The sequence below is a fragment of the Falsiroseomonas frigidaquae genome, from assembly GCF_012163145.1.
GTDB classification, from domain to species: Bacteria; Pseudomonadota; Alphaproteobacteria; order Acetobacterales; family Acetobacteraceae; genus Falsiroseomonas; species Falsiroseomonas frigidaquae.
This window is the reverse complement of record NZ_JAAVTX010000007.1, coordinates 298,080-323,697: the sequence shown is the minus strand read 5'-3', so window position 1 is coordinate 323,697 and position 25,618 is coordinate 298,080. Positions and strand designations below refer to the sequence as shown.

21 protein-coding genes are annotated in these 25,618 nt (G+C 68.8%); 15 read left to right on the top strand and 6 right to left on the bottom strand.

Translation table 11 applies throughout. The features are described from left to right. Positions 1 to 141: 141 nt before the first annotated feature. On the top strand, positions 142 to 1,143 hold the full coding sequence (gene galE / locus HB662_RS24160) for a UDP-glucose 4-epimerase GalE (RefSeq protein WP_168053680.1): 1,002 nt from the start codon (positions 142 to 144) through the stop codon (positions 1,141 to 1,143). Between the two features lie 22 nt (positions 1,144 to 1,165). Here the strand turns inward: galE and HB662_RS24155 are convergent, their stop codons facing one another. The 6 genes from HB662_RS24155 to HB662_RS24130 all read right to left on the bottom strand — a co-directional run bounded on the left by HB662_RS24155 (position 1,166) and on the right by HB662_RS24130 (position 6,750). Continuing rightward, positions 1,166 to 1,507 (bottom strand): hypothetical protein, encoded by a 342-nt coding sequence (locus tag HB662_RS24155; RefSeq protein WP_168053678.1) that lies wholly within the window; start codon positions 1,505 to 1,507, stop codon positions 1,166 to 1,168. 11 nt (positions 1,508 to 1,518) lie between these two features. Beyond that, the gene (locus HB662_RS24150; RefSeq protein WP_168053676.1) at positions 1,519 to 2,964 is read right to left on the bottom strand and encodes an HlyD family type I secretion periplasmic adaptor subunit; all 1,446 of its coding nucleotides are present in this window, start codon (positions 2,962 to 2,964) and stop codon (positions 1,519 to 1,521) included. Further along, positions 2,961 to 4,709, bottom strand: coding sequence for a type I secretion system permease/ATPase (locus HB662_RS24145; RefSeq protein ID WP_245185867.1), 1,749 nt, complete (start codon positions 4,707 to 4,709; stop codon positions 2,961 to 2,963). Before HB662_RS24145 ends, HB662_RS24150 begins: the two co-directional genes overlap by 4 nt. 3 nt (positions 4,710 to 4,712) lie before the next feature. After that, complete coding sequence (locus tag HB662_RS24140) at positions 4,713 to 5,183, bottom strand: hypothetical protein (RefSeq protein ID WP_168053674.1); 471 nt, start codon at positions 5,181 to 5,183, stop codon at positions 4,713 to 4,715. A gap of 146 nt (positions 5,184 to 5,329) precedes the next feature. After that, entirely contained in the window at positions 5,330 to 6,298 is a 969-nt protein-coding gene (locus HB662_RS24135; protein ID WP_168053672.1) for a glycosyltransferase family 2 protein, read from the bottom strand. Beyond that, positions 6,295 to 6,750 carry a GtrA family protein gene (locus HB662_RS24130; RefSeq protein WP_245185866.1) on the bottom strand — a complete coding sequence of 152 codons (456 nt, stop codon included), beginning with the start codon at positions 6,748 to 6,750 and terminating at the stop codon, positions 6,295 to 6,297. The genes HB662_RS24135 and HB662_RS24130 overlap by 4 nt, the downstream gene beginning before the upstream one ends. 132 nt (positions 6,751 to 6,882) lie before the next feature. Here HB662_RS24130 and HB662_RS24125 point away from each other — a divergent pair, with 132 nt between their 5' ends. The 14 genes from HB662_RS24125 (at position 6,883) to HB662_RS24060 (ending at position 25,575) form a co-directional block, all read left to right on the top strand. Then, positions 6,883 to 7,731, top strand: coding sequence for an NAD(P)-dependent oxidoreductase (locus HB662_RS24125; RefSeq protein ID WP_168053670.1), 849 nt, complete (start codon positions 6,883 to 6,885; stop codon positions 7,729 to 7,731). A gap of 2 nt (positions 7,732 to 7,733) precedes the next feature. Next, the gene (locus HB662_RS24120; protein ID WP_245185865.1) at positions 7,734 to 9,248 is read left to right on the top strand and encodes an aldehyde dehydrogenase family protein; all 1,515 of its coding nucleotides are present in this window, start codon (positions 7,734 to 7,736) and stop codon (positions 9,246 to 9,248) included. Positions 9,249 to 9,350: 102 nt separating this feature from the next. Then, positions 9,351 to 10,952, top strand: a complete 1,602-nt coding sequence (locus HB662_RS24115; RefSeq protein WP_168053666.1) for an ABC transporter substrate-binding protein — start codon at positions 9,351 to 9,353, stop codon at positions 10,950 to 10,952. 190 nt (positions 10,953 to 11,142) lie between these two features. Continuing rightward, positions 11,143 to 12,750, top strand: a complete 1,608-nt coding sequence (locus tag HB662_RS24110; RefSeq protein ID WP_168053664.1) for an ABC transporter substrate-binding protein — start codon at positions 11,143 to 11,145, stop codon at positions 12,748 to 12,750. Between the two features lie 30 nt (positions 12,751 to 12,780). After that, positions 12,781 to 14,361, top strand: a complete 1,581-nt coding sequence (locus HB662_RS24105) for an ABC transporter substrate-binding protein (RefSeq protein ID WP_168053662.1) — start codon at positions 12,781 to 12,783, stop codon at positions 14,359 to 14,361. Positions 14,362 to 14,368: 7 nt separating this feature from the next. Continuing rightward, positions 14,369 to 15,955 (top strand): ABC transporter substrate-binding protein, encoded by a 1,587-nt coding sequence (locus HB662_RS24100; RefSeq protein ID WP_168054022.1) that lies wholly within the window; start codon positions 14,369 to 14,371, stop codon positions 15,953 to 15,955. Between the two features lie 149 nt (positions 15,956 to 16,104). Next, on the top strand, positions 16,105 to 17,703 hold the full coding sequence (locus HB662_RS24095) for an ABC transporter substrate-binding protein (protein ID WP_168053660.1): 1,599 nt from the start codon (positions 16,105 to 16,107) through the stop codon (positions 17,701 to 17,703). Between the two features lie 73 nt (positions 17,704 to 17,776). Next, positions 17,777 to 18,718, top strand: a complete 942-nt coding sequence (locus HB662_RS24090) for an ABC transporter permease (RefSeq protein ID WP_168053658.1) — start codon at positions 17,777 to 17,779, stop codon at positions 18,716 to 18,718. Positions 18,719 to 18,786: 68 nt separating this feature from the next. Continuing rightward, entirely contained in the window at positions 18,787 to 19,638 is an 852-nt protein-coding gene (locus tag HB662_RS24085) for an ABC transporter permease (protein ID WP_245185863.1), read from the top strand. Between the two features lie 5 nt (positions 19,639 to 19,643). Beyond that, positions 19,644 to 20,636, top strand: a complete 993-nt coding sequence (locus HB662_RS24080; RefSeq protein ID WP_168053654.1) for an ABC transporter ATP-binding protein — start codon at positions 19,644 to 19,646, stop codon at positions 20,634 to 20,636. Beyond that, positions 20,633 to 21,679, top strand: a complete 1,047-nt coding sequence (locus HB662_RS24075; RefSeq protein ID WP_168053652.1) for an ABC transporter ATP-binding protein — start codon at positions 20,633 to 20,635, stop codon at positions 21,677 to 21,679. The genes HB662_RS24080 and HB662_RS24075 overlap by 4 nt, the downstream gene beginning before the upstream one ends. Before the next feature lie 108 nt (positions 21,680 to 21,787). Continuing rightward, the gene (locus tag HB662_RS24070) at positions 21,788 to 22,294 is read left to right on the top strand and encodes a (2Fe-2S)-binding protein (RefSeq protein WP_168053650.1); all 507 of its coding nucleotides are present in this window, start codon (positions 21,788 to 21,790) and stop codon (positions 22,292 to 22,294) included. Positions 22,295 to 22,373: 79 nt separating this feature from the next. Continuing rightward, entirely contained in the window at positions 22,374 to 24,761 is a 2,388-nt protein-coding gene (locus HB662_RS24065) for a xanthine dehydrogenase family protein molybdopterin-binding subunit (protein ID WP_168053648.1), read from the top strand. Positions 24,762 to 24,777: 16 nt separating this feature from the next. Continuing rightward, positions 24,778 to 25,575 (top strand): FAD binding domain-containing protein, encoded by a 798-nt coding sequence (locus tag HB662_RS24060; protein ID WP_168053646.1) that lies wholly within the window; start codon positions 24,778 to 24,780, stop codon positions 25,573 to 25,575. Positions 25,576 to 25,618: the final 43 nt, after the last annotated feature.

Below are 25,618 nucleotides of genomic sequence, written 5' to 3'. Positions count from 1 at the left end.
AGCCGCCCAGCCACTCAACCCAGCGCGAGCAGCCATCAGGGCACCTCGTGCCGCTGTGAATTCTGACACATTTGCCCATGCAGGATAACGCTGCGTTGCGACCGGCCCGGAGCCGGCCGGCGTGTGTTGGGAGCTGACGAATTGGGCCGTTATCTGGTGACCGGCGGGGCCGGCTATGTGGGCAGCCATACCGTGCTGGCGCTGCGCGACCGCGGCGAGGATGTGGTGGTGCTGGACGACCTCTCGAAGGGGCACCGCGAAGCCGTGCCTGCGGGGGTCCGCCTGGTGGACGGGCGCTGCGAGGACCGGCGCGCCCTGGCCGAGGCCTTCGGCGGCGGCCGCTTCGACGCGGTGCTGCATTTCGCCGCGCTGTCCCTGGTCGGCGACAGCATGCGCGACCCGCTGCGCTACATGGCGGAGAACCTCTCCACCCTCTCGGCCGTCGCCAGTGCCGCCGTGCAGCATGATTGCCGCCGCCTGGTGATGTCCTCCACCGCCGCGCTGTTCGGCTTCCCGGAACGCATCCCGATCGATGAGGAACAGCGTCTCGGTCCGGTCTCGCCCTATGGCGAGAGCAAGCTGATGTGCGAGCGCGCGCTGGATTGGGCGGAGCGCATCCACGGGCTGCGCTTCGCCTCGCTGCGCTATTTCAACGCCGCCGGGGCGGATCCGGAGGGTCGCGCCGGGGAGGATCATGACCCGGAGACGCATCTGGTGCCGCTGGCGATCGATGCGGCGCTCGGCCTGCGCCCGCCGCTGATGGTGTTCGGCACGGATTATCCGACCGATGACGGCACCGGCGTGCGCGACTACGTGCATGTGACGGATCTGGCGGATGCGCATCTGCGCGTGCTGCCGCTGCTGGAGAAGCAGTCCGTCCGCTACAATCTGGGCAATGGCACCGGCTATTCGGTGCGCGACGTGATCGAGACGGTGGAGCGCGTCGGTGGCCGCCGGGTGCCGCATGCGCTGGGGCCGCGGCGGGAAGGGGATCCGGCGGTGCTGGTCGCCTCCTCGGCCAAGCTGCGGGCCGAAACCGGCTGGAGCCCGCGATTCGCCAAGCTGGAGGACATTGTGCGCACCGCCTGGGATTGGCGGGCGGCGCACCCGCAGGGCTATGCCGGGGCACGCCAGGCGGCCTGAGCCGCCCGGCGCGGTCGGTTTTTCAGCCGTTGAAGCGGAAGGCGCCGGCCACCTGGTCCTGCGGCTGCGCCTGCCCGTTGGCCGACTGACCCTGGTTCGCCTGGGCACCGGCCTGGGCACCGCCCGCCTGGTTGGCCGCGGCTTCCTTGGCCTTCGCCTCGATCTGCCGCGTCACCTCGGCCAGCACCCGCGCCAGGTTCGGCAGCTGCAGCACCGGCACCACCAGCAGCGCGGAGGGTTCCGGCTTGCCGTCCTTGACGGAGGCCGAGGCACTGGTCTGCACGCCGAGGGTGATGCGCGCGACGCCGCTGGCGACATGCACGTCGATGATGCCGTCGCCGAAGACGGTGGGAATGGCGGACATGGTCGGTCTCCTTACTGTTCGCGGAAAGCGCGGTGGAAGCTGTCGATGAGCGGCTGCATCATGTAGCGGGCGAAGGTGCGTTCCCCGGTCTGGATCTGCGCCTCCACCGCCATGCCGGCCCGGAGCGTCAGCCCCTCCACCGCGCGCAGCTGGTCTTCATCGAGCTGGATCTGCACGCGGTAATAGCTCAGCCCGCGCCGTTCATCCTCCGTCACGTCGGAGGCGACGAAAGTGACATGGCCGTGCAGATAGGGCACCAGGCGCTGCTTGAAGGCGGGCAGGCGGATTTCCGCCTGCAGGCCCTGATGCACCACGTCGATGTCGTTCGGCTGGACGTTCACCTCGGCGATGATGCGGTCGTTCGCCGGGACCAGGTCCATCACGGGATCGCCCGGGCGCACCACGGCGCCCACGGTGAAGACGCGCAGGTTCAGCACCGTGCCGGCCTCGGGCGCCATGATCTCGAGCCGGGTGGAGACATTCTCCGCCGCGCGCAGCCGTTCCTCGGCCTCGGCCAGGCGCTGGCGCACCTCGCGCAGCTCGGTGGAGGCTTCCTGGGTCTGCGTGTCGCCGGTGCGCTGCATCTCGCGCTCCGATTCCTCGATCTGGGCGCGGGACCGGACCATCTGGTTGGTGATGTCCGTGATGTTGCCCTCGACCGAGGCGACCTGGCGTTGCAGCGCCAGAAGCTGCGGCAGGCGTGCGAGGCCCTGGCGCAGCAGCTGGGCGGTATTGCTCTCCTCCGCCTTCAGCAGCACCAGCATGCGGCGCTGCGCGTCCATCTGCCCCTCGGCGGAGGCGATGGTGGCGCGGTGCTGGTCGATGCGCGACCGCAGCACCTGCATCTGGCTTTCCAGCGCCACGCGGCGGGCCTGGAACAGCGCCCGCTGGCCGCTGATGACCTCCGTCGCACGCGGCTCCGACGACGCGATCAGATCCTCGGGGAAGGCGATGGTCGGCGAGCGCGCCAGTTCCGCCACCAGCCGCGCATCCTGCGCCAGCAGTGCCCAGCGCTGGCTGCGCAGCGTTTCCGTCTGCTGGGCAGCCTGCGGCTGGTCCAGCCGCATCAGAACCTGCCCGGCGGTCACCGCATCGCCGTCGCGCACCAGGATGTCGCGCACGATGCCGCCCTCGAAGTGCTGGATGGTGCGGCGGGTGCCTTCCACCTTCAGCAGGCCGGGCGCGATGGAGGCTTCCGCCAGCGGGACCACGCTGGCCCAGACGCCGAGGCCGACGACGAAGACCGCGACGATCAGGTAGCCGAGCCACATCGCCGTGCCCGTGCGGGGCTTCGGCGCATCGAGGATCAGATCCTCCTCCGCCGGCTGCCAAAGCGCCGGGGGCGGCGCCGCGGGGCGGGGGGCGAGGTGCTGGCCGCCATTCTGGCCGCCGGGGATCGGGGTGATGTTGCCGAGGGCCTGTGGCCCGTTGCCGGGCATCGGGATCGCGCCGCTCATCGTGCACCTCCGGCGTGTTGGACGATCTCGGCCGGGCGGCTGCCCTGGGCCAGGCGCTTCAGCACCTCGTTGCGCGGGCCGAAGGCTTCGGCGGCGCCGTCGCGCAGCAGCAGCACCTTGTCCACGCCCTGCACCAGCGTCGGCCGGTGCGAGACCAGGATCACGGTGGCGCCCTGCGCCTTCAACGAGTCCAGCCCGCGGATCAAAGCCTGCTCGGCATCGCCATCGAGGTTGGAATTGGGCTCGTCCAGCACCACGAAGCGCGGGTTGCCGTACATCGCCCGCGCCAGGCCGATGAGCTGGCGCTGGCCACCGGACAGATGCTGGCCGCCATCGCCGATTTCCGTGTCGTAGCCCTGCGGCAGGCGCAGGATCATCTCGTGGCAGCCGGCCAGCCGCGCGGCCTCGAACACGCCTTCCGGCGGCTCGTCGCGCATGCGGCTGATGTTCTTCATCACCGTGCCGTCGAACAGCTCCACATCCTGCGGCAGGTAGCCGACATAGCGGCCGAAATCCTCACGCTGCCAGGTGAAGACATCCGCGCCGTCCAGCCGGACCGTGCCGGCAGCCGGCGCCAGCGTGCCGATCAGCAGGCGGATCAGCGTGGTCTTGCCGGCGGCCGAGGGGCCGATGATGGCCATGCTCTCGCCGGCCGCCAGGTTGAAGGTGATGCCCTTGATGATGGCGACGGACTGGCCCGGGAAGCCGAAGGTCACGCGCTCCGCGGCAACCCGTCCGGTCGGCGCCGGCAGCGCCATGCCGGCGGGGCGGATGCGCGGCAGGGCCAGGAAGCCGAGCAGGCGGCGATAGGATTGGCGCGCCTGCACCAGCTGCTTCCAGCCGCCGATCATCTGTTCCACCGGCGCCAGCGCCCGGCCCATGATGATCGAGGCGGCGATCGAGGCACCGGCGGTAAGCTGCTGTTCCAGAACCAGGAACGCACCGACGCCGAGCACGCCGACCTGCACCGTCAGCCGGGTGAAGCGGGTGATGGACAGCAGGATGGCGGCACGGTCCGCGGCGCGTTCCTGCGGCGGGATCGAGGCCGAAAGCCCCTCCCGCCATTTCTGCAGCACGGCGGGGGCCATGCCCATGCTGTCGATGACTTCGGCGTTGCGGACCATGCTCTCGGCACGGCGCTGGTTCGCCATGCTGGCGGTGCTGGCCTGGCGGACCAGCGTGCCGGTGGCCCATTCATTGGCCAGCGTCAGCAGGAACAGGACGGCGGCACCGCCGAAGGCGATCCAGCCCAGCACCGGGTGCAGGGCGAAGATCACCGCCAGGTAGATCGGCACCCATGGCACGTCGAAGACGGTGAGCGAGGCGGGGGAGCCGAGCCAGCCACGGCAGGCGCCGAGGTCGCGCAGCGCCTCCATCCGGTAGGGCCGGCCGCGGAGCTGGCTTTCGATGGCGCGGAGGAAGGCCTCCGGCGCCACCTTGCCTTCAACCCAGCTCGCCAGCCGCTGCATCACCTGGCCGCGCAGGCCGTCGAGCACCGCCATGACCAGCAGGGCGAAGATCGCGATGGCGGTCAGGTAGTACAGGGTATCGATGCTTCGGGAGCCGAGGACGCGGTCGAAGACCTGCATCATGTACAGCGAGACGGTGAGCTGCAGCAGGTTGACCACGCCGCTGAACAGCGCGACGCCGACAAGCTGGCGGCGGCCCGCGGCGAGCGCGCGCGACAGGACCGTCTCCGGCGGGCGGTCACCGCCGCCGGGCATCAGTTGCATCGGGGGGCGCATGCGTCAGAACACTCCGGCAGGCAGCAGGTCCGGCCGCAGCCAGAGGGCGTAGGCGGCACCCAGCACCAGGGCGATCGCCAGCAGGTTGGCCAGCACCAGCTTCAGGAAGCCGGGGCCGCGGCGCAGCCGCCCGATCTGTTCCTTGGCGGCTTCCAGGCGGATCGTCTCCACCTGGTTGTGCAGGGTGCGGAAGGCGTGCGCCTGGAGGTCGGCCTCCGCCTTGCGGCGCAGCGCCTCCGGCTCCGTCGGCCGCGCGGCCTCGACCGCCATGGCGAAGGCCAGCAGATCCCGCAGGCGGTCATCCGCCCGGTCGGTGATGAAATCTTCGAGGCAGGGTGCCGGCGTGGTGGCCAGCAGCACCGGCGGCACAGGACGATCCGGCACCGGACGCTCAGGCATCAGGCGTTCGGGCATCGGTCGGGTGCCGGCATCGGTGCGGCCGGTAGAAGTGCCGGCTGGAGGCTGGCCCGTCATGGGACTTCCAGACATGTCATGTGTCCGTGCAACTGGCCGGTGGTTCCGGCGGGAACTCCGGGAGGCGGCGTCCTAGCATGCGGGGCGCCGCGATAAAACAAACGTGAGGGTTGAACCCTTTCGCGTAAGGTTCCGTCCACGCCCTTTTACCTCGGGGTTGTTTCCGGAGTGATGACAGCCCCGCTCACGAAAGCCGGCGCCGGGATGGCGAGATAGGCCATCCGCTTCGCCTCGACCCGTCCGCGCGTCACCGTATCCAGGATCAGCCCGCAGGCGAGCGACAGGAAGGCCAGCAACATCAGGCCCATGGACAGCACGGCGGTGGGCAGCCTGGGCACCAGCCCGGTGGCCAGGAAGGTGTGCAGCACCGGGATGGCGAGGCCGAGCCCGGTGCCGGCCAGGACCAGGGCGATCAGTGCGAAGAAGGGCAGCGGCCGTTCCCGCCGCACCAGCAGCAGGATGGCATTGAGGATGCGGAAGCCGTCTCGCCAGGTGTTGAGCTTGGAGGTGCTGCCCGGCGGCCGCGCCCGGTAGCCGCTCGGCACCTCGCCCACCGGCATCCGCAGCTCCAGCGCATGCACGGTGAATTCCGTCTCGGTCTCGAAGCCCTCGGCCAGCGCCGGGAAGGATTTGGCGAAGCGGCGGGAGAATACCCGGTAGCCGGAGAGCATGTCCGTCACCCGGTTGCCGAAGATCACCCGGACCAGGCCGGTCAGCACCTGGTTGCCCAGCACATGGCCCGGGCGATAGGCGGCCTCGGCCTCCGTCACCCGCGTGCCGGTGACCATGTCGAGGCGTTCCTCCATTGCCAGGCGCAGCATCTCGGGCGCGGCGGCGGCGTCGTAGGTGTCGTCGCCATCGACCAGGACGTAGAAATCGGCCTCGATGTCGGCCAGCATCCGGCGGACCACATGGCCCTTGCCCTGCTGCGTCTCCCGCATCACCTGGGCGCCGGCGGCGCGGGCGGCGGCCACCGTGCCGTCCTGGCTGTTGTTGTCATAGACATGGATGGTGGCGCCCGGCAGCGCGGCCCGGAAATCGGCGACCACCTTCGGGATCGCCACTTCCTCGTTGTAGCAGGGGATCAGCACGGCGATCCGGGGCGGCTGGGTCATGCAGCGGCCCGGCTGGCATTGAAGACGAAGCGGCGCGAGAGCCAGAAATTCCCCACCATGCCGGCCAGCGCGCCCGCCGCCACGCCCAGCACCGGATGCGCCGCGACCAGCGGCACGCCGGCCACAAGCAGGGCATAGGTGCCGTAGTTGCAGGCGAAGCCGATCAGGTTGACCAGCAGGAACAGCGCCCATTGCCGGGCCATCGGTGCGCGCGGCGCGGCGCGGAAGGTCCAGGCGCGGTTCAGCGCCCAGGTGGTGCTGGCCGCCGCCAGGTAGGATACGGCGCGCCCCGAATACAGCCCGAGTCCGAGCGCCAGCCCGGCATAGAGCACCGCGGTATCCACCACGAAGCCGGCGGTCCCGACCACGCCGAATCGCAGGAACTGCATCATGCCGGCCCACCGTTCCGGGCCGAGGCGCGCGATCAGGGTTTCGGCGGTGCGTGCGGGCATGTCGTTTCCATGCAGGGGAAGTGGTGCGGCGGCGGGCCACGTCAAAGCACCACAGCATGACCAAAAGGCGGCAGCTTGCCGGCGGCGGCACCGGCTGCGAGCCTTGTTACACGTCTGGAGGGATTTCGGCGCATGCGGATCGGTGTGGTGGGGCTGGGGCAGATGGGGCTCGCCATGGCCGGCAGGCTGGTGGAGCAGGGGGCGGAGGTGCTGGGCTTCGACCTCGATGCCGGCCGGTGCGACGGGGCGCGGGCGCGCGGCGTGCAGGTGGTGGCGAAGGTGGAACAGGCCGCGGCGCCGGTGATGCTGCTGTCCCTGCCGCAGGACCGCGCGGTGGAGGCGGTGATGCTGGCGCTGCTGCCGGCGCTGCCGAAGCAGGCGGTGGTCGCGGATACCTCGACGCTGGACCCGCTGGCCGCGCAGCGCTTCGCCGCCGCGGCGTCCGATTGGGGCGTGGACTACCTGGATGCGCCGGTCTCCGGCGGCCCGGCCGGGGCGGCCGCGGGCACGCTGGCGATGATGCTGGGCGGGGACGCCGCGGCGATCGAGCGCGCGCGTTCGGCCCTGGCGCTGGTCGCGACGAAGCTGGTGCATGTCGGCGGGCCGGGCGCGGGGCAGGTGGCCAAGCTGGTGAACAACCTGATGGTCGCGACCCACCTGGCCGTGGCCGGGGAGGCGCTGCGCCTGGGCGCGCTGGCCGGGGTGGCGCCGGAGGCGCTGCTGCCGGTGGTCAACGCGGCCTCCGGCCGCTCCGCCGCGACCGAGGTGAACTTCCCCAGGTGGATCCTGCCGGGCGGTTTCGATTCGGGTTTCTCGGCGGGGCTGATGCGGAAGGATGTGCGGCTGGCCCTGGCGCTGGCCGAGAGCGTCGGCGCCGCGCTGCCGGTCTGCGGCCCGGCGGCGGCGCAATGGGAGGCGGCGCAGGTGGCCGACAGCGCCGACTTCAACCACGTGCCCGCCGCCATCCTCGGGGGGAAATGAGCATGTTCGCGGCGAAGACGGTACTGTCCGAGGAAATCGCGCGGCTGCTCGGCGGCCGCATCGGCAGCGTGCTGCAGGGGGAGGTGACGGCGGGGCAGGGTGGCACCATCACCCTGCAGGACCCCGCCACCGGCCTGCCGATGGTGGATTACGCCGATGCCGGCGCCGAGGTGGCGCGCCAGGCGGCGGCGGGCGCCGCGCGGGCGCAACGCGAATGGATGGCGCTGAGCGCCGCGGAGCGTGGCCGGCGCATCTGGGCGCTGGGCGCGCTGGTGCGCCGGGATGCGGAGGCGCTGGCGCGGCTGGAATCGGCCAATGCCGGCAAGCCGCTGCGCGACTGCCGGGCGCAGGTCGCCCGCGTCGCGGAGATGGCGGAATACTGGGCCGGCTGGTGCGACAAGATCGAGGGCCGCACCGTGCCCGTGCCCTCCGGCCACACCGTCATCATTCGGCGGGAGCCGATGGGCGTGGTGCTGGCCATCACGCCGTGGAACGCGCCGATCTTCACCTGCGGCTGGAACGTGCTGCCGGCGATCGCGGCGGGCAACGCCGTGGTGCTGAAGCCATCCGAATACACGCCGCTGACCTCGCTGGCCTTCGGCCTGCTGGCGGTGGAAGCCGGGCTGCCGCGCGGGCTGGTGCAGGTGGTGGCCGGCCTGGGTGCCACGAGCGGGGAGGCGCTGCTGGCGGCACCCGAAATCGCCATGGTGACCTTCGTCGGCGGCGCGGCCAGCGCCAGCCGCATCGCGGCGGCCTGCGCGGCGCGGATGATCCCCTGCGTGCTGGAGCTCGGCGGCAAATCGGCCAATATCGTCTTCGCCGATGCGGATCTGCCGGCCGCCGTGCAGGGCGCACAGCAGGCGATCTTCGCCAGTTCGGGCCAGAGCTGCGTCGCCGGGTCCCGGCTGCTGGTGCAGCGGTCGGTGCATGACCGGTTCGTGGCGATGCTGGCGGAGGCCTCCACGAAAATCCGGCTGGGCGATCCGCTGGATGCGGCGACGGAGGTCGGGCCGGTGGCGACCGCGCGGCAATTCGCGCATGTGACGCAGATGGTGGCGGATGGCGTGGCCGAGGGCGCGGAATTGCTGGCCGCGCCACGCGCCGAAAGCCTGCCATCCGATGGCTTCTGGGTGATGCCCAGCATCCTGTCCGGCCTGTCCAACGGCGCGCGCGCCGCCCAGACGGAAATCTTCGGCCCCGTGGTCGCCGCGATTCCCTTCGAGGAGGAGGCGGAAGCGGTGGCGCTGGCCAATGCCACCCCCTACGGCCTGGCCGGTGCCGTGTGGACGCGCGACCTGGGCCGGGCGCATCGGGTGGCGGCCGGGGTGCGGGCGGGCAGCTTCTGGGTGAACGGCTACGGCACCATCCATGTCTCCGTGCCGTTTGGCGGCTTTGGCGCCAGCGGCCATGGAAGGTCCTCGGGGGTGGAGGCGCTGGCGGCCTATACCCAGTCCAAGGCGGTGTGGGTGGAAACGGCGGAGACGCCGGCGCTGGGCTTCGGGCACCGACCGGGGTAGCGCCATTTGCGGGCCTTGCATCGGGAGGGGGAAGGCTGTTCCCTTGGCGGTCAGGGCTGACGCGGCGCCTCGCCGCGGATGCGATCTGGGAGACAACGAAAAATGTTGCGTCGCCATCTTCTGACCGGCGCCGGGGCGGCGCTCGGCGCTTCCGGCCTTGGCATGCCTGCCTTCGGCCAGGGGACCCCAACCGCGTCCCGCGTGTTGAAATTCATCCCGCAGGCGGACCTCGCGGTGGTCGATCCCATCGTGACCACCGCCTATGTCACGCGCAACCACGCCTACCTGATCTGGGATACCCTGTACGGCTTCGATGCCGACTACAAGGCGCAGCCCCAGATGGCCCAGGGCCACACGGTGGAGGATGACGGCAAGCGCGTCACCATCACCCTGCGCGACGGGCTGAAATGGCATGACGGCGCGGCGGTGACGGCGAAGGATTGTGTCGCCTCGATCCGCCGCTGGGCGGCGCGCGATGCGCTCGGCCAGGTGCTGATGGCGCAGACCGATGAGCTGGCGGCGCCGGACGACAAGACCATCCTGTTCCGGCTGAAGAAGCCCTTCCCCCTGCTGTTCGAGGCGCTGGGCAAGCCCTCCACCCCCGTTGCCTTCATGATGCCGGAGCGCCTGGCCAGCCAGTCGCCGACCACGCCGATCACCGGCGACCTGATCGGCAGCGGGCCGTTCAAGTTCGTCGCAGGCGAGCGCGTGCCGGGTGCGCGCGTGGTCTATGAGCGCTTCGCCGACTATGTGCCGCGCCCGCAAGGCGAGGCGAGCTGGACCGCCGGGCCGAAGGTGGCGAAGTTCGACCGCGTCGAATGGCATGTGACGCCGGATGCGGCGACCGCCGCCGCGGCGCTGCAGAGCGGCGAGATGGATTGGTGGGAGCAGCCGACCGGCGACCTGCAGCCGCTGCTGCGCCGCAACCGCAACATCGTGCTGGAGATCCCGGACCCGACCGGCCTGCTGGCGATCGCGCGCTTCAACCACCTGCACCCGCCCTTCGACAAGCCGGCGGTGCGCCGTGCGCTGCTCGGCGCGGTGAACCAGGCGGATTTCATGACCGCCGTGATCGGCACGGATCGCAGCCTGTGGCGCGAGGGGATCGGCTTCTTCCCGCCGGGCACGCCGCTGGCCTCCGATGCGGGGCTCGAGGCCGTCACCAGCCCGCGCGACGTGGAGAAGGTGAAGCGCGAGCTCGCCGCCGCCGGCTATAACGGCGAGAAGGTGACGCTGATCGCGGCGTCCGACTTCCCGTCGCTGAACGCACTGGCGCAGGTCGGCAACGACATGATGCGGCGCGTCGGCATGAATGTGGACTACATCTCCACCGACTGGGGCACCGTGGTGCAGCGCCGCGCGAGCCGGGAGGCGCCGGACAAGGGCGGCTGGAACATGTTCTTCACCTTCTGGTCCGGCCTCGACATGTTCAACCCGGGCGTGCACCAGAGCCTGCGCGGCCACGGCCAGCAGGCCTGGTTCGGCTGGCCGACGATTCCGAAGATCGAGGAGCTGCGCCAGGCCTGGTTCGAGGCGCCCGACCTGCCGGCGCAGCAGGCGCTGGCACGGCAGATCCAGGAAGTGGCCTTCCAGGAAGTGCCCTACCTGCCGCTCGGCCAGTATTTCCAGGCCACCGCCTATCGGCGGGACATCTCGGGCGTGCTGAAGGGCCTGCCGCTGTTCTGGAATGTCCAGCGCGCCTGAGGGCGCGTCACACGAAGCGCGCCTGAGGGCGCGTCACGCGTCACACGCGGCGTGCCTGTTGGCACGCCGTATGCGCGCCTGAAGCTGGTTGCGGCGGAGCGGGGTGCACCCTCTCCGCCGGATGCGTCTTGCGGGAACGGCGCAGGGCTGGTCTGATCCACTCTCGGGAAGGCTCGAACGGGAGAATGGTATGCTTCGCAGGGATCTGCTGAAGACAGGCGCAGCTATTGGTGGCGCGGCGATCGGTGGCGCCACTTCGCTGCCGCGCTTCGCCATCGCGCAGCCGGCGCAGAACCGCGTGTTGAAGATGGTGCCGCAGGCGAATCTCACCAGCCTGGACCCGATCTGGACCACGGCGAACATCACCCGCAACCACGGCCACATGATCTATGACACGCTGTACGGGCTGGATTCGCAGTTCCGCCCGCAGCCGCAGATGGCCGCCGGCCATGTGTCCGAGGATGGCGGGCGCCGCATCATCATCACGCTGCGCGACGGGCTGAAATTCCACGACGGCACGCCGGTTCTTGCGAAGGATGCGGTGGCCAGCGTCTCCCGCTGGATGAAGCGCAATCCCTTCGGGCAGAAGCTGGCCTCGCTGACGGACAGCCTGACGGCGCTGGACGACAAGCGCCTGCAGTTCAGCCTTAAGCGGCCCTTTCCGCTGCTGTTCGCGGCGCTCGGTCAGGTTTCCAACAGCCCGGCCTTCATCATGCCGGAACGCCTGGCCAGCACGGACGCCTTCACGCAGATCCGCGAGGCGGTGGGCAGCGGTCCGTTCCGCTTCAAGGCGGATGAATACAATTCCGGCTCCATGGTGGTGTACACCCGCAACGCCGACTACGTGCCGGTTTCCTCCGGCACGCCGAGCCTGACGGCGGGGCCGAAGATCGTGCATTTCGACCGCGTCGAGTGGCACATCATCACCGATGCCGCGACCTCAGCCGCGGCGATCCAGACCGGTGAGATCGACTGGTACGAGCAGCCGCCGCCGGAGATCCAGCAGCTGCTGCGCCGCAACCGTAACGTCCGGATCGAGGCGATCGACCCGCTGCCGCTGACCGGCATCCTGCGCTTCAACCACCTGCACGCGCCCTTCAACAACAAGAAGCTGCGCCAGGCGATGCTGCCGGCGATCAGCCAGTCCGACTTCATGCAGGCGATCGTCGGCACCGACCCGGCGAACTTCAACGCCGCCACCGGCTTCTTCACGCCGGGCACGCCGATGGCCAATGACGCGGCGATGGGCGCGCTGACCGGCCCGCGCAGCATCGACCGCGCCAAGGCGCTGATGCAGGAAGCCGGCTACGACAACGAGGTGATGCGCCTGATCGGCCCGACCGACATCCTGGCGCCGTCGGCGATGACGCAGGTGGGTGCCGACCTGGTGCGGCGGATGGGCTTCAACGCGGATATCGTGCTGACCGACTGGGGCACCACGGTGCAGCGCCGCACCTCGCGTGAGCCGGTTTCCGCCGGCGGCTGGAGCATGCTGTTCACCGCCTTCTCCTCCTTCGACTTCGCCAACCCCGCGGCGCATTTCCCGCTGCGTGGCAACGGCGCCGGCGCATGGTTCGGCTGGCCCGACATCCCGAAGCTGGAGGAGCTGCGCGATGCGTGGTTCGAGGCGCCGGACCTCGCCGCGGAGCAGCGGCTGGGGCGGGAGATGCAGGAGGTGGCGATGGATGAGCTGCCCTACATCCCAGTCGGTGCCTACCTGTCGCTGACCGCGCTCCGCAGCAACCTCTCGGGCCGCGTGCCCGGCCTCGCGCTGTACTGGGGCATCAAGCGCGACTGATCGACGACAATGGAACAGGGGAATGGGCAGATGATTGGACGGCGTGGATTGATGGCGGCCTCGGCCGCGGCGGTGGCGGCCCCCAGCGTGGTTTCGGCGCAGGGCGGTGCGGCACGAAGCCTGCGGGTGATTCCGCAGGCGAACCTGACCTCGGTGGATCCGGTCTGGACCACCGCGGTGGTCACCCGCAACCACGCCTTCATGATCTACGACCAGATCTGCGCGCAGGACAGTAAGGGCGAGATCAAGCCACAGATGGCGGAGGGCTGGACCCTCTCCGACGACAAGCTCACCTGGACCTTCACCCTGCGCGAAGGCCTCGCCTTCCATGATGGGGAGAAGGTGCTGGCGAAGGATGCCGTCGCCTCCATCAAGCGCTGGGCGCGGCGCGATCCCTTCATGCAGGTGCTGATCGGCAATGTCGCGGAGGTGGAGGCGATGGATGATCGCCGCTTCCGCTTCCGCCTGCATCGCCCGGTGCCGCTGCTGACCATGGCGCTCGGCCAGACGCAGTTCCCCTGCTTCATCATGCCGGAACGCATCGCCAGCACGGATGCCTTCACCCAGATCCGTGACACGGTGGGCAGCGGCCCGTTCAAGTTCGTCCCCGGCGAGTGGAACCCGGGTCAGCGCGCCGTCTGGGCGAAGAACGAGCGCTACGTGCCGCGGCAGGAGGCGGTGGACGGCTTGGCCGGTGGCCGCCGTCCGAACATCGACCGTATCGAATGGACCATCATCACGGACCCGGCGACCAGCGCCAATGCGATGATGCAGGGCGAGCAGGATTACTGGGAATATCCGCTGCACGACCTGCTGCCGCTGATGCGGCGGAACCGGGAGATGGTGGTGGAGCAGCGGCTGCTCGACGGCACCTATGGCGTCTGCCGTTTCAACACGCTGCAGCCGCCGTTCAACAACCCGGCGATCCGCCGCGCCGTCGCCATGGCGGTGGACCAGCGCGACTACCTGCGCTCCGTCGCCGGCAATGACCCTGATGGCTGGGGAGTTTGCGAGGGCGTCTTCACCTGCGGCACGACGCTGGCCAACGAGAATGGCAGCGAGGTGCTGAAGACCCGCAACATCGAGCGCGCGAAGCAGGCCCTGGCGGCGGCCGGCTACAATGGCGAGAAGGTGGTGCTGATCGCGCCGGGCGACTACCCGCAGATCAACGCGCTGTCGCTGGTCACCGCCGATATCCTGACGCGGATGGGCATGAACCTGGAGGTCGTCTCGACCGACTGGGGCACGCTGGTGCAGCGCCGCGCCAGCAAGGAACCGGTGGAGCGCGGCGGCTGGAGCATCATCCACACCACCTCCTCCGGCCAGTCGCTGACGCTGCCGGTGTATCATCTGTTCCTGCGGGCCAATGCGGCGAATGCCTGGTTCGGCTGGCCGGATGAGCCCGAGATCGAGCGGCTGCGCGGCGAATGGGTGCAGACCGGCGACCCGGCGGAAAGCCGCCGGATCGCCGAGCAGCTGAACGCCAAGGCGATGGAGTCGATGTACTACATCCCGCTCGGCTTCTACTGGCAGCCGAGCGCCTGGCGCCGCAACGTCACCGGCGTGTTCCGCGCGCCGGCCACCGTGTTCTGGAACATCGGCAAGGCGTGATCCCATGATGCAGACGACCAGGCGGGGCGTTCTCGGTGCGGCAGGTGCGGCGCTGGTCGCGCCCCGTCTGGCGTCGGCACAGGCCCAGGCGCGCACGCTGCGCTTCGTGCCGCAGGCCAACCTCTCCAACATCGACCCGGTGTGGTCCACGGCTGTCGTGGTCCGCAACCACGGGCTGATGATCTACGACACGCTGTACGGCCTCGGCGCCGATTTCCAGCCGAAGCCGCAGATGGCGGCGGGGCACGAGATCAGCGACGAGGGCCGGCGCTGGACCATTACGCTGCGACCGGGCCTGCGCTTTCATGATGGGGCGCCGGTGCTGGCGCGGGATTGCGTTGCCTCCATCGCGCGATGGGCGAAGCGGGATGTGCTGGGCCAGCGGCTGGACGGGCTGCTGGATGGCATGCGCGCCATCGACGACACGCACTTCGAGATACGCATGAAGAGGGCCTGGCCGGGGCTGGCCTTCGCGCTGGGCAAGCCATCGGCCAATATCTGCGCCATCATGCCGGAACGCGTGGCGCAGACCGACCCCTTCCAGCAGATCCAGGACTTTACGGGGAGCGGCCCGTTCCGCTTCCTGCGCGACGAGTTCCGCGCCGGCGACCGCGTGCATTACGCGAAGTTCGACGGCTACGAATCGCGCAACGAGCCGACGGATTTCCTGGCCGGCGGCAAGCCCGTGCATTTCGACCGCGTCGAATGGCGGGTGATGCCAGATCCCTCCACCGCCGCGGCCGCGCTGCAGAACAACGAGGTGGACTGGTGGGAGACGCCGCTGCCGGACCTGCTGCCGCTGCTGCGCCGCAACCGCGACATCGTGGTGGACCTGGTGAACGACGCCGGCAATCTGGGCGTGCTGCGCTTCAACTTCCTGCACCCGCCCTTCGACAACCCGGCGGTACGCCGCGCCATCCTGCCGGCGCTGGACCAGCGTGCCTTCATGGATGCGGCGGTCGGCACGGATCCGGAGATGTCGCGCGTCCCGGCCGGTGCCTTCACGCCGGGCATGCCGCTCGCGAATGAGGCGGGGCTCGAGGTGCTGTCCGGCCCGCGCAACCTGGCGGCGGCGCAGCGGGCGCTGCGCGAATCGGGCTATGCCGGGCAGCGCGTGGCGATGCTGTCGGGCACCGACATCCCGGTGCTGCAGAACCTGTCCGTGGTGGCGGCCGACCTGCTTGCCCGCATCGGCTTCAACGTGGATCTGCAGGCGATGGATTGGGGCACGCATATCCAGCGCCGTACCAATCGCGGCCCTGTGGAACAGGGCGGCTGGAGCGCCTTCTGCACGACCTGGGAAGGCTTCGACGTCTCGGTGCCCGGCAGCCACCAGCCGATTCGCGGCCATGGCGCCGCCGCCTGGGCCGGCTGGCCCACCATCCCGCGCCTGGAGGAACTGCGCGAGGCGTGGTTCGAGGCGCCGGACCTCGCTGCCGAGAAGCGGATCGCGGAGGAAATGCAGCGCGTGGTGTGGCAGGAAGTGCCCTTCATCCCGCTCGGCCAGGTACTGCCGCGCATGGCCTACCGGCGCAGCATCACCGGGGTCGTGAAGGGCGGGCCGGCCCTGTTCTGGGGCGTGCGACAGGCCTGACCGACATTCACCGGATCGTGGCACGCCGTGTGCACCGCGATTGCTCCGGGCGCGCAACCGGCCGATGAACGGTTCGGGAAGCTGGCGCGCCGCACAGGGATAAGGCAGTCTGCCCGTAATCAGGGCGGCTGGGGGCAAGGGATACAAAAATGGATCGAAGGTCATTCCTCAAGGCGGGCGTGGGCGCCGCGGGCTTTGCAGCCGCAGGCGTCTCGGCGCCGGCCTACAGCCAGGCGGCGAACCGCACGCTGCGTTTCGTGCCGCAATCGAACCTGGCGAATTTCGACCCGATCTGGGGCACGCAGTATGTCGTGCGGAACGCCTCCGCGATGGTGTGGGACACGCTGTATGGCGTGAACGACAAGCTCGAGCCGCAGCCGCAGATGATCGAGGGGGAGACGATTTCCTCCGACGGCCTGACCTGGACTTTCAAGCTGCGTTCCGGCCTGCGCTTCCATGATGGCGAGCCGGTGCGGGCGAAGGATGTTGTCGCCTCCATCAATCGCTGGATGCCGCGCGACCCGATGGGCCAGATGGTGCGCGCGATCCAGAAGGAACTGGTGGCGGTGGACGACACCACCTTCCGCTGGGTGCTGGGCAGCCCCTATCCCAAGCTGAAATACGCGCTCGGCAAGACCAACACGCCGATCTGCTTCATCATGCCGGAGCGGATCGCGACGAAGTTCGACAGCTTCACGCAGATCACGGAATATGTCGGCTCCGGCCCGATGAAGTTCGTGAAGGAGGCGTGGGTGCCCGGCGCCTCCGCCGTGTTTCAGAAATTCGACCAGTATGTGCCGCGCAACGAGGCGCCGAGCTGGCTGGCCGGCGGCAAGCGCATGGGCGTCGACCGCGTTGAATGGGTGGTGATGCCGGACCCGGCGACCGCCGCCGCCGCGCTGCAGAACGGCGAGGTGGATTGGTGGGAGAACCCGATCAGCGACCTGGTGCCGCTGATGCGCCGCAACCGGAACATCCGCCTGGATATCGCGGACCCGCTGGGCAACATCGGCAGCTTCCGCATGAACCACCTGCATGCGCCCTTCAACTCGAAGAAGGTCCGGCAGGCCGTCCTCGCGGCGATGAGCCAGGAAGACTACATGCGCGCCCTGGTCGGCACGGATGATGCGCTGTGGAAGCCGCTGCCCGGCTTCTTCACACCGGGCACGCCAGGCTATACGGAAGCGGGTGGCGACATTCTGAAGGGTCCGCGCAACATGGACCTGGCGAAGCGGCTGTTGCAGGAAGGCGGCTACAACAACGAGCCGGTGATCTGCATCGTGGCACAGGACCAGCCGATTACGAAGGCGCAGGGCGACATCACGGCGGACCTGCTGAAGCGCATGGGCATGAATGTGGATTTCGTGGCGACGGACTGGGGTACAACAGGCCAGCGCCGCGCCATGAAGAATCCGCCGAACAATGGCGGCTGGGGCATGTTCCACACCTGGCACGCCGGCGCGGATTGCGTGAACCCTGCCGCCTACAATGCGCTGCGCGGCACCGGGCAGCAGGCCTGGTTCGGCTGGCCGGAATCGAAGGGCGTCGAGGACGGCGTGACCGAATGGTTCAACGCGCCGGACACGGCGGCCGAGAAGGTGGCGCTGGACAAGATCAACACCGCCGCGATTGATGACGTGGTCTATGCGCCGACCGGCTTCTTCCTGGGCTACACGGCCTGGCGCAGCAACGTGACCGGCATCCAGAAGGGCCCGCTGCCGTTCTTCTGGGGCGTCAACAAGGCCTGATGAAGCGACCGCATCCGGGTCGGGCGCCGCCCCGGCCCGGATGCACCGATGAACCGAAAGGTCTGAAAACCGGATGTTTGCCTATATTGTCCGAAGAGTCCTCGCCACCATCCCGGTGATGGCGATCGTCGCGTTGTTCGTGTTCTCACTGCTCTACATCGCCCCGGGCGATCCGGCCGCGGTGATTGCGGGAGATCAGGCCACGCCGGACGATGTGGAGCGCATTCGCGCCAGCCTCGGCCTCGACCGCCCATACCTGGTGCGGTTCGGCGCCTGGGTCTGGGATATCGCGAATGGTGACCTAGGTGTATCGATCTTCACCAACCTGCCGGTCAGCACCATGATCCAGCAGCGCATCGAGCCGACGCTGTCGTTGATGATCGTCACGCTGATCCTGGCAGTCTCCATCGCCGTGCCCATGGGGGTGATGGCGGCCTGGCGGCAGGGCACCTGGATCGACCGTGCGGTGATGGGCTTCGCCGTGCTCGGCTTCTCCGTGCCCGTCTTCGTGGTCGGCTATGTGCTGGCCTATATCTTCGCGCTGGAGCTCGATTGGCTGCCCGTGCAGGGCTACACGCCGCTGTCGCGCGGCTTCTGGCCCTGGTTCGAGAACCTGATCCTGCCCTCGGTCGCATTGGGCAGCGTCTACATCGCGCTGATTGCGCGCATCACCCGCGCCACGATGCTCGAGGTCCTGCAGCAGGACTACATCCGCACGGCCCGCGCCAAGGGGCTGAACCAGTCGGGCATCCTGTTCCTGCATGCGCTTAAGAATGCGGCCGTGCCGATCATCACCGTCATCGGCCTCGGCATCGCGCTGCTGATCGGCGGCGCCGTGGTGACGGAGAGCGTCTTTGCCATCCCGGGCCTCGGCCGCCTGACGGTGGATGCCATCCTGCGGCGCGACTACCCGGTGATCCAGGGCGTCGTCCTGCTGTTCAGCTTCATCTATGTGCTGGTCAACCTTGCCATCGACCTGGCCTACACCCTGTTCGACCCGAGGATCCGGTATTGAGCACCGCAACACTCCCCCCCGGCACCTTGCCCCCCGGGGTCAATGCCGCCGTCCCCATGCGGGACATCATGCCGCCCGTTCGTGCGCGCGGTGGCCTGCTCGGCTTCATCCGCCGCAACCCGACCATTGCCGTCGGTGGCTTCCTGGTCTTCCTGATGGTGTTCATCGCCGTCTTCGCGCCTTTCCTGACCAGCAAGGACCCGACCGCACTGGCACCCGCGCTTCGGACGCGCGAGCCTTCGGCGCAGTTCTGGTTCGGCAGCGACATGCTGGGCCGCGACATCTATTCGCGTGTCCTGTACGGCGCCCGCGTCTCGCTGACCGTCGGCTTCGCGGTGGCGATCTGCGCCTCCGCCATCGGGCTGTTCATCGGCCTGGTCTCCGGCTTCATCCGGGTGGCGGACAGCATCATCATGCGGATCATGGATGGCATGATGTCCATTCCGTCGATCCTGCTGGCGATCGCGCTGATGGCGCTGACCCGCGGCAGCGTGGGCAATGTGGTGCTGGCCATCACCATCGCGGAAATCCCGCGCGTCTCGCGCCTGGTGCGCGGCGTGGTCCTGTCGCTGCGTGAACAGCCCTATGTCGATGCGGCCGTCGCATCCGGCACGCGCACGCCGATGATCATCATCCGCCACATCCTGCCCAACACCCTGGCGCCGCTGACCGTGCAGGCCACCTATATCTGCGCGAGCGCGATGATCACGGAAGCCATCCTGTCCTTCATCGGTGCAGGTACGCCGCCGATCATCCCGTCCTGGGGCAACATCATGGCCGAGGGCCGCGCGCTCTGGCAGGTGAAGCCCTACATCGTGTTCTTCCCGGCGCTGTTCCTGTCCATCACCGTGCTGGCCGTGAACCTGCTGGGTGACGGGCTGCGCGATGCGCTCGACCCGCGCATGGCCAAGAGGCTCTAACCGACATGGCACTTCTCGAAGTCGATGCGCTGCAGACGCATTTCCGCACGCCCGACGGCATCAACCGTGCCGTCGATGGTGTTTCCTTCCATGTGAATGCCGGCGAGACGCTGGCGATCGTGGGTGAAAGTGGCTGCGGCAAGTCCGTCACCGCCATGTCCATCCTGCGGCTGATCCCGGAGCCGCCCGGCAAGATTGCCGGCGCCATCCGCTTCAACGGCAAGAACCTGCTGGAGGCCTCCGACAAGGAGATGCGGGCGATCCGCGGCAACGAGATCAGCATGATCTTCCAGGAGCCGATGACCAGCCTGAACCCGGTGCTGACCGTGGGCCGCCAGATCGGCGAGACGCTGCGCCTGCACCAGGGCCTGTCGGCCCAGGCCGCCGAGGATCGCGCGGTGGAGATGCTGAACCTGGTCGGCATCCCCGAGGCCAAGCGCCGCGTGAAGGAATATCCGCACCAGCTCTCGGGCGGCATGCGCCAGCGCGTGATGATCGCCATCGCGCTCGCCTGCAACCCGAAGCTGCTGATCGCGGATGAGCCGACCACGGCGCTGGACGTGACCATCCAGGCGCAGATCCTGGACCTGATGCGCGACCTGAAGCACCGCGTCGGTGCCGCCATCGTCCTCATCACCCACGACCTCGGCGTGGTGGCCGAGGTCGCAGAGCGCGTGGTGGTGATGTACGCCGGCAAGAAGGTTGAGGAGGCGCCGGTCCACGCGCTGTTCAACAGCCCGCGCCATCCCTACACGCAGGGCCTGCTCGGTTCCGTGCCGAAGCTCGGTTCGTCCCTGACCGGGGAGGCGACGCGGCTGGCGGAGATCCCCGGCCTGGTGCCGAGCCTGAAGCAGAAGATCCCGGGCTGCGTCTTCGCCTCCCGCTGCCCGCATGCGACCGACCTCTGCACGGCCGTCGCGCCGGCGCTGGAGGAGAAGGCGCCGGGCCATGTCGCCGCCTGCCATTATGCCTTGCGTGAAGGGGCCCTCGCCGCATGAGCACCGCCCCTCTGTTGCAGGTCAACGACCTGAAGAAGCACTTTCCGATCCATGGCGGATTCTTCGGCGGCGTCACCGCCAAGGTCTATGCGGTGGACGGCATCTCCTTCGACATCGCCAAGGGCGAGACGCTGTCGCTGGTGGGCGAATCAGGCTGCGGTAAATCCACCGTTGGCAAGGCGCTGCTGCGGCTGTTCCCGCTCACCGACGGCCAGGTGATCCTGGGCGGCGAGCGGATCGACGACATGCCCGCCGCGACGCTGCGACCGATCCGGCGCCGCATGCAGGTGGTGTTCCAGGACCCGTTCAGCTCGCTCAACCCGCGCATGCGGGTGCGCGACATCCTGGCGGAGCCGATCCGCAATTTCGGGCTGGCGAAGAACTCGGCCGATCTGGAAGCCCGCCTGGTCGCGCTGATGGACAAGGTCCGGCTGCCGAAAGATGCGATCAACCGCTGGCCGCATGAATTCTCCGGCGGCCAGCGCCAGCGCATCGGCATCGCCCGGGCACTGGCCGGCGAGCCGGACCTGATCATCTGCGACGAGGCGGTCTCCGCGCTCGACGTTTCGGTGAAGGCGCAGATCGTCAACCTGCTGCAGGATCTGCAGAAGGAACTCGGCCTGGCGATGCTGTTCATCAGCCATGACTTGGCGATCGTCGAGCATATGACGCACCGGGTCGCGGTGATGTATCTCGGCAAGATCGTGGAGGTGGCGCCACGGCGCAGCCTGTTCGGGGCGCCGAAGCATCCCTACACGGAGGCGCTGCTTTCGGCCGTGCCGCAGCCGACTCCGGGCATCCAGCGCCAGCGGGTTATCCTGAAGGGGGATGTGCCCAGCCCGATCAACCCGCCCAAGGGCTGCCGCTTCCACACCCGCTGCCCGTATGCCTTCGACCGCTGCCGGGTGGAGGAGCCGCCGCTGCGGCCGATCCATGATGCGATGGGGGAGGGGCATGTCGCCGCCTGCCACCTGCATGACCTGCCCGACGCGGAAAACCCGCTCGCCGGGGCCAAGGGCGCCGCACTTCTCGCCGTCGGCTGACGGTTTCGCCATCGCCACGCTTGACGAGGCGCGGGACCGGGACGACTCTCCCCAGCCAGGGCGGCCCCCAGTCGGGGGCCGGCAGGCCAAAATTTGGGGAGAGGCGCGATGCCGCAGGTGACACTGACGGTCAACGGCACGAAACACACGGTCGAGGTCGAGGCCCGCACCCTGCTGGTCGAGACGCTGCGGGAGCAGCTTCGCCTGACCGGCACCCATGTCGGCTGCGACACCAGCCAGTGCGGCGCCTGCGTGGTCCATATGGGCGGCGATAGCGTGAAGTCCTGCACCATCCTGTCGGTCCAGTGCGACGGCAGCGAGATCACCACCATCGAGGGCTTGGCGGCGGCCGACGGCACGCTGCATCCGATGCAGGAAGCCTTCCGCGAATACCATGCGCTGCAGTGCGGCTTCTGCACGCCGGGCATGGTCATGTCGGCCATCGACCTGGTGAACAAGCACCCGGATGGGATGAGCGAGAAGGAGATCCGGGAAGGGCTGGAGGGCAACCTCTGCCGCTGCACCGGCTACCACAACATCGTGAAGGCGATCGCGGCCGCGCAGGACGTGATGCATGGCCGCGTCCCCGAACTGGTGCGCGCCGCCGCCGAATAGTCGGAACTGTCGAGGCCTGGGCCGCGGAACAGCCCCACGTCAGAGGGGGCGCCGCGGTTCATTGGGGAGGATAAGACCGATGAACGTGGTGACGCCCTTCGAGGGCATTGGCGCCAGCCTGCGCCGCAAGGAGGATTTCCGCTTCCTGATGGGCCGCGGCCAGTATGTGGATGACATCAACCGGCCGGGCCAGACCCACGCCGTGATGCTCCGCAGCCCGCATGCCCATGCGACGATCGACCGCATCGATACCGTTGCCGCCAAGGCGATGCCGGGGGTCAAGGCGATCTTCGTCGGCGAGGACATGGCGGCCGAGCAGATCGGCGGCATTCCCTGCGGCTGGCAGATCCACAACAAGGACGGCTCGCCGATGGCGGAGCCGATGCATCCGGCCCTTGCGCTCGGCAAGGTGCGCCATGTCGGCGATCCCGTCGCGGTGGTGATCGCGGAGACGAAGTCCCAGGCGCGGGACGCGGCGGAAGCCATCGTCGTGGACTACACGCCGCTGCCCGCCGTCTCCGGCACCGAGGCCGCTTTGCAGCCGGGGGCGCCGCAGGTGCATGACGGGGCACCGGGCAACCTCTGCTACGACTGGCACATCGGCGACAAGGCCGCGCAGGAAGCGGCCTTCGCCCGCGCCGCAAGGGTGGTGAAGTTCGAGACGACGAACAACCGCCTGGTGCCGAACGCCATGGAACCGCGTGCGGCAATCGGCGATTTCGACAGCTTCTCGGGCGACTACACGCTCTATACCACCAGCCAGAACCCGCATGTGATCCGGCTGCTGATGGGCGCCTTCGTGCTGCACATCCCCGAATCCAAGCTGCGCGTCGTGGCGCCGGATGTGGGCGGTGGCTTCGGGTCCAAGATCTACCATTATGCCGAGGAGGCGATCGTCACCTGGGCCGCCGGCAAGGTGAAGCGACCCATCAAATGGACCTGCGAACGGTCCGAATCCTTCATGTCGGACGCGCATGGGCGCGACCATGTCTCAACCGCGGAACTGGCGCTGGATGCCGAGGGGAAGATCCTCGGGCTGAAGGTGCACACGCTGGCGAATATGGGCGCGTATCTCTCGACCTTCGCGCCCTGCGTGCCGACCTATCTCTACGCCACGCTGCTGTCGGGCGTGTATGCCACGCCGGTGATCTATGCCGAGGTGAAGGCGGTGTTCACCAACACCGTGCCGGTGGATGCCTATCGTGGCGCCGGGCGGCCCGAGGCGACCTACCTGCTGGAGCGGCTGATGGATGTGGCGGCCGCCGAGGCCGGCCTCGACAAGGTGGATTTCCGGCGCCGCAACTTCATCCTGCCCGACCAGTTCCCGTACCAGACGCCGGTCGCCCTGCAGTATGATAGCGGCGACTACCATTCCACGCTGGAAGCCTGCCTGGAGACGGCTGGCTGGGCTGGATTCGAGGCACGCCGCGCGGAATCGAAGACGCGCGGCAGGCTGCGTGGCATCGGCATCTCGACCTATGTCGAGGCCTGCGGCATTGCGCCGTCTGCCGTGGTGGGCTCGCTGGGCGCGCGGGCCGGGCTTTACGAGGTCGGCACCATCCGCGTGCACCCGACCGGCAGCGTCACCGTGCTGACCGGCGCGCATAGCCACGGGCAGGGGCATGAGACGACCTTCGCGCAGCTGATCGCGGACAAGCTCGGCGTGCCGACGGCGAATGTGGACATCGTGCATGGCGACACGGCCAAGGTGCCCTTCGGCATGGGTACCTACGGGTCGCGCAGCCTGGCGGTCGGCGGATCGGCCATGGACAAGGCGATGGACAAGATCATCGCCAAGGGCAAGCGCATCGCCGCGCACCTGATGGAAGCCAGCGTCGAGGATGTGGAGTTCGAGCGCGGCACCTTCCGGGTTGCCGGCACGGACAAGACCAAGACGCTGACCGATATCAGCCTGGCCGCCTATGTGCCGCACAACTACCCGATCGACGAGATCGAGCCCGGGCTGGAGGAGACGGCCTTTTACGATCCGAAGAACTTCACCTATCCCGGCGGCTGCCATATCTGCGAGGTCGAGATCGACCCGGAGACCGGCCGCACAGAGGTGCTGAACTTCACGGCGGTGGATGACGTCGGCCGGGTCATCAACCCGATGATCGTCGAGGGCCAGGTGCAGGGCGGCGTCGCCCAGGGCATCGGCCAGGCGCTGCTGGAGGCGGCGATCTACGATGCCTCCGGGCAACTCGTCTCCGGCTCCTTCATGGATTACACCATGCCGCGGGCGGGCGACCTGCCGGATGTCGGCGTCGCCACCCATGTCACGCTCTGCACCCACAACCCGCTCGGGGTGAAGGGGTGTGGCGAGGTGGGGGCCATCGGCTCACCACCGGCGGTGATGAATGCGGTGGTGGATGCGCTGCGTGACTATGGCGTGCGCCATGTGGAAATGCCGGCGACGCCGCAGAAGATCTGGGGCATCGTCAACGCACACAGGCTTGCGGCCGAATAGCTGAGGGGATCGAACCATGTATGATTTCGCCTACCACAAGCCCGCTTCGGTCGCGGATGCCGTGAAGATCCTGGCGGCCGACCCCGATGCGCGGCCGATCTCCGGCGGCATGACCCTGCTGCCGGCGCTGAAGCTGCGGCTGAACAAGCCGACCTCCGTGGTCGACCTATCCGGCATCGCGGAGCTGCACGGCGTGAAGCGGGAAGGGGACAAGCTGGTGATCGGCGCCCTGACCCGTCACGGCGATGTCGCGAGCTCGGCCGAGGTGAAGGCCGCGATCCCGACGCTCGCCGCCATGGCCGGCACGATCGGTGATACCCAGGTCCGCAACCGCGGCACCATGGGCGGCTCCGTCGCCAACAACGACCCCTCCGCCGACTACCCTGCCGCGCTGCTGGCGCTCGGCGCCACCATCCAGACCGACAAGCGCAAGCTGGCGGCGGAGGATTTCTTCACCGGCATGTTCACCACGGCGCTGGAGGTTGGGGAGCTGGTGACGGCCATCCACATCCCGATCCCGACCAAGGCCGGCTATGCCAAGATGCGCAACCCGGCCAGCCGCTATTCGATGGCCGGTGTCTTCGTGGCGCAGACCGCTTCCGGCGTGCGCGTGGCGGTGAACGGCGCCGGCGCCAACGGCGTGTTCCGCGAGAAGGCGATGGAAGCGGCACTGTCCGCTAACTGGTCGCCGGATGCGGTGGCCGGCGTGAAGGTGGATCCGGGCCTGCTGAACGGCGACATCCATGGCAGTGCCGAATACCGCGCCCATCTGGTGACGGTGATGGCGAAGCGGGCGGTGATCGACGCCGGCTGACGCCCCTCCTGCCTGCCTTCCCAGCCTGCCCGCAGCGGCGCAG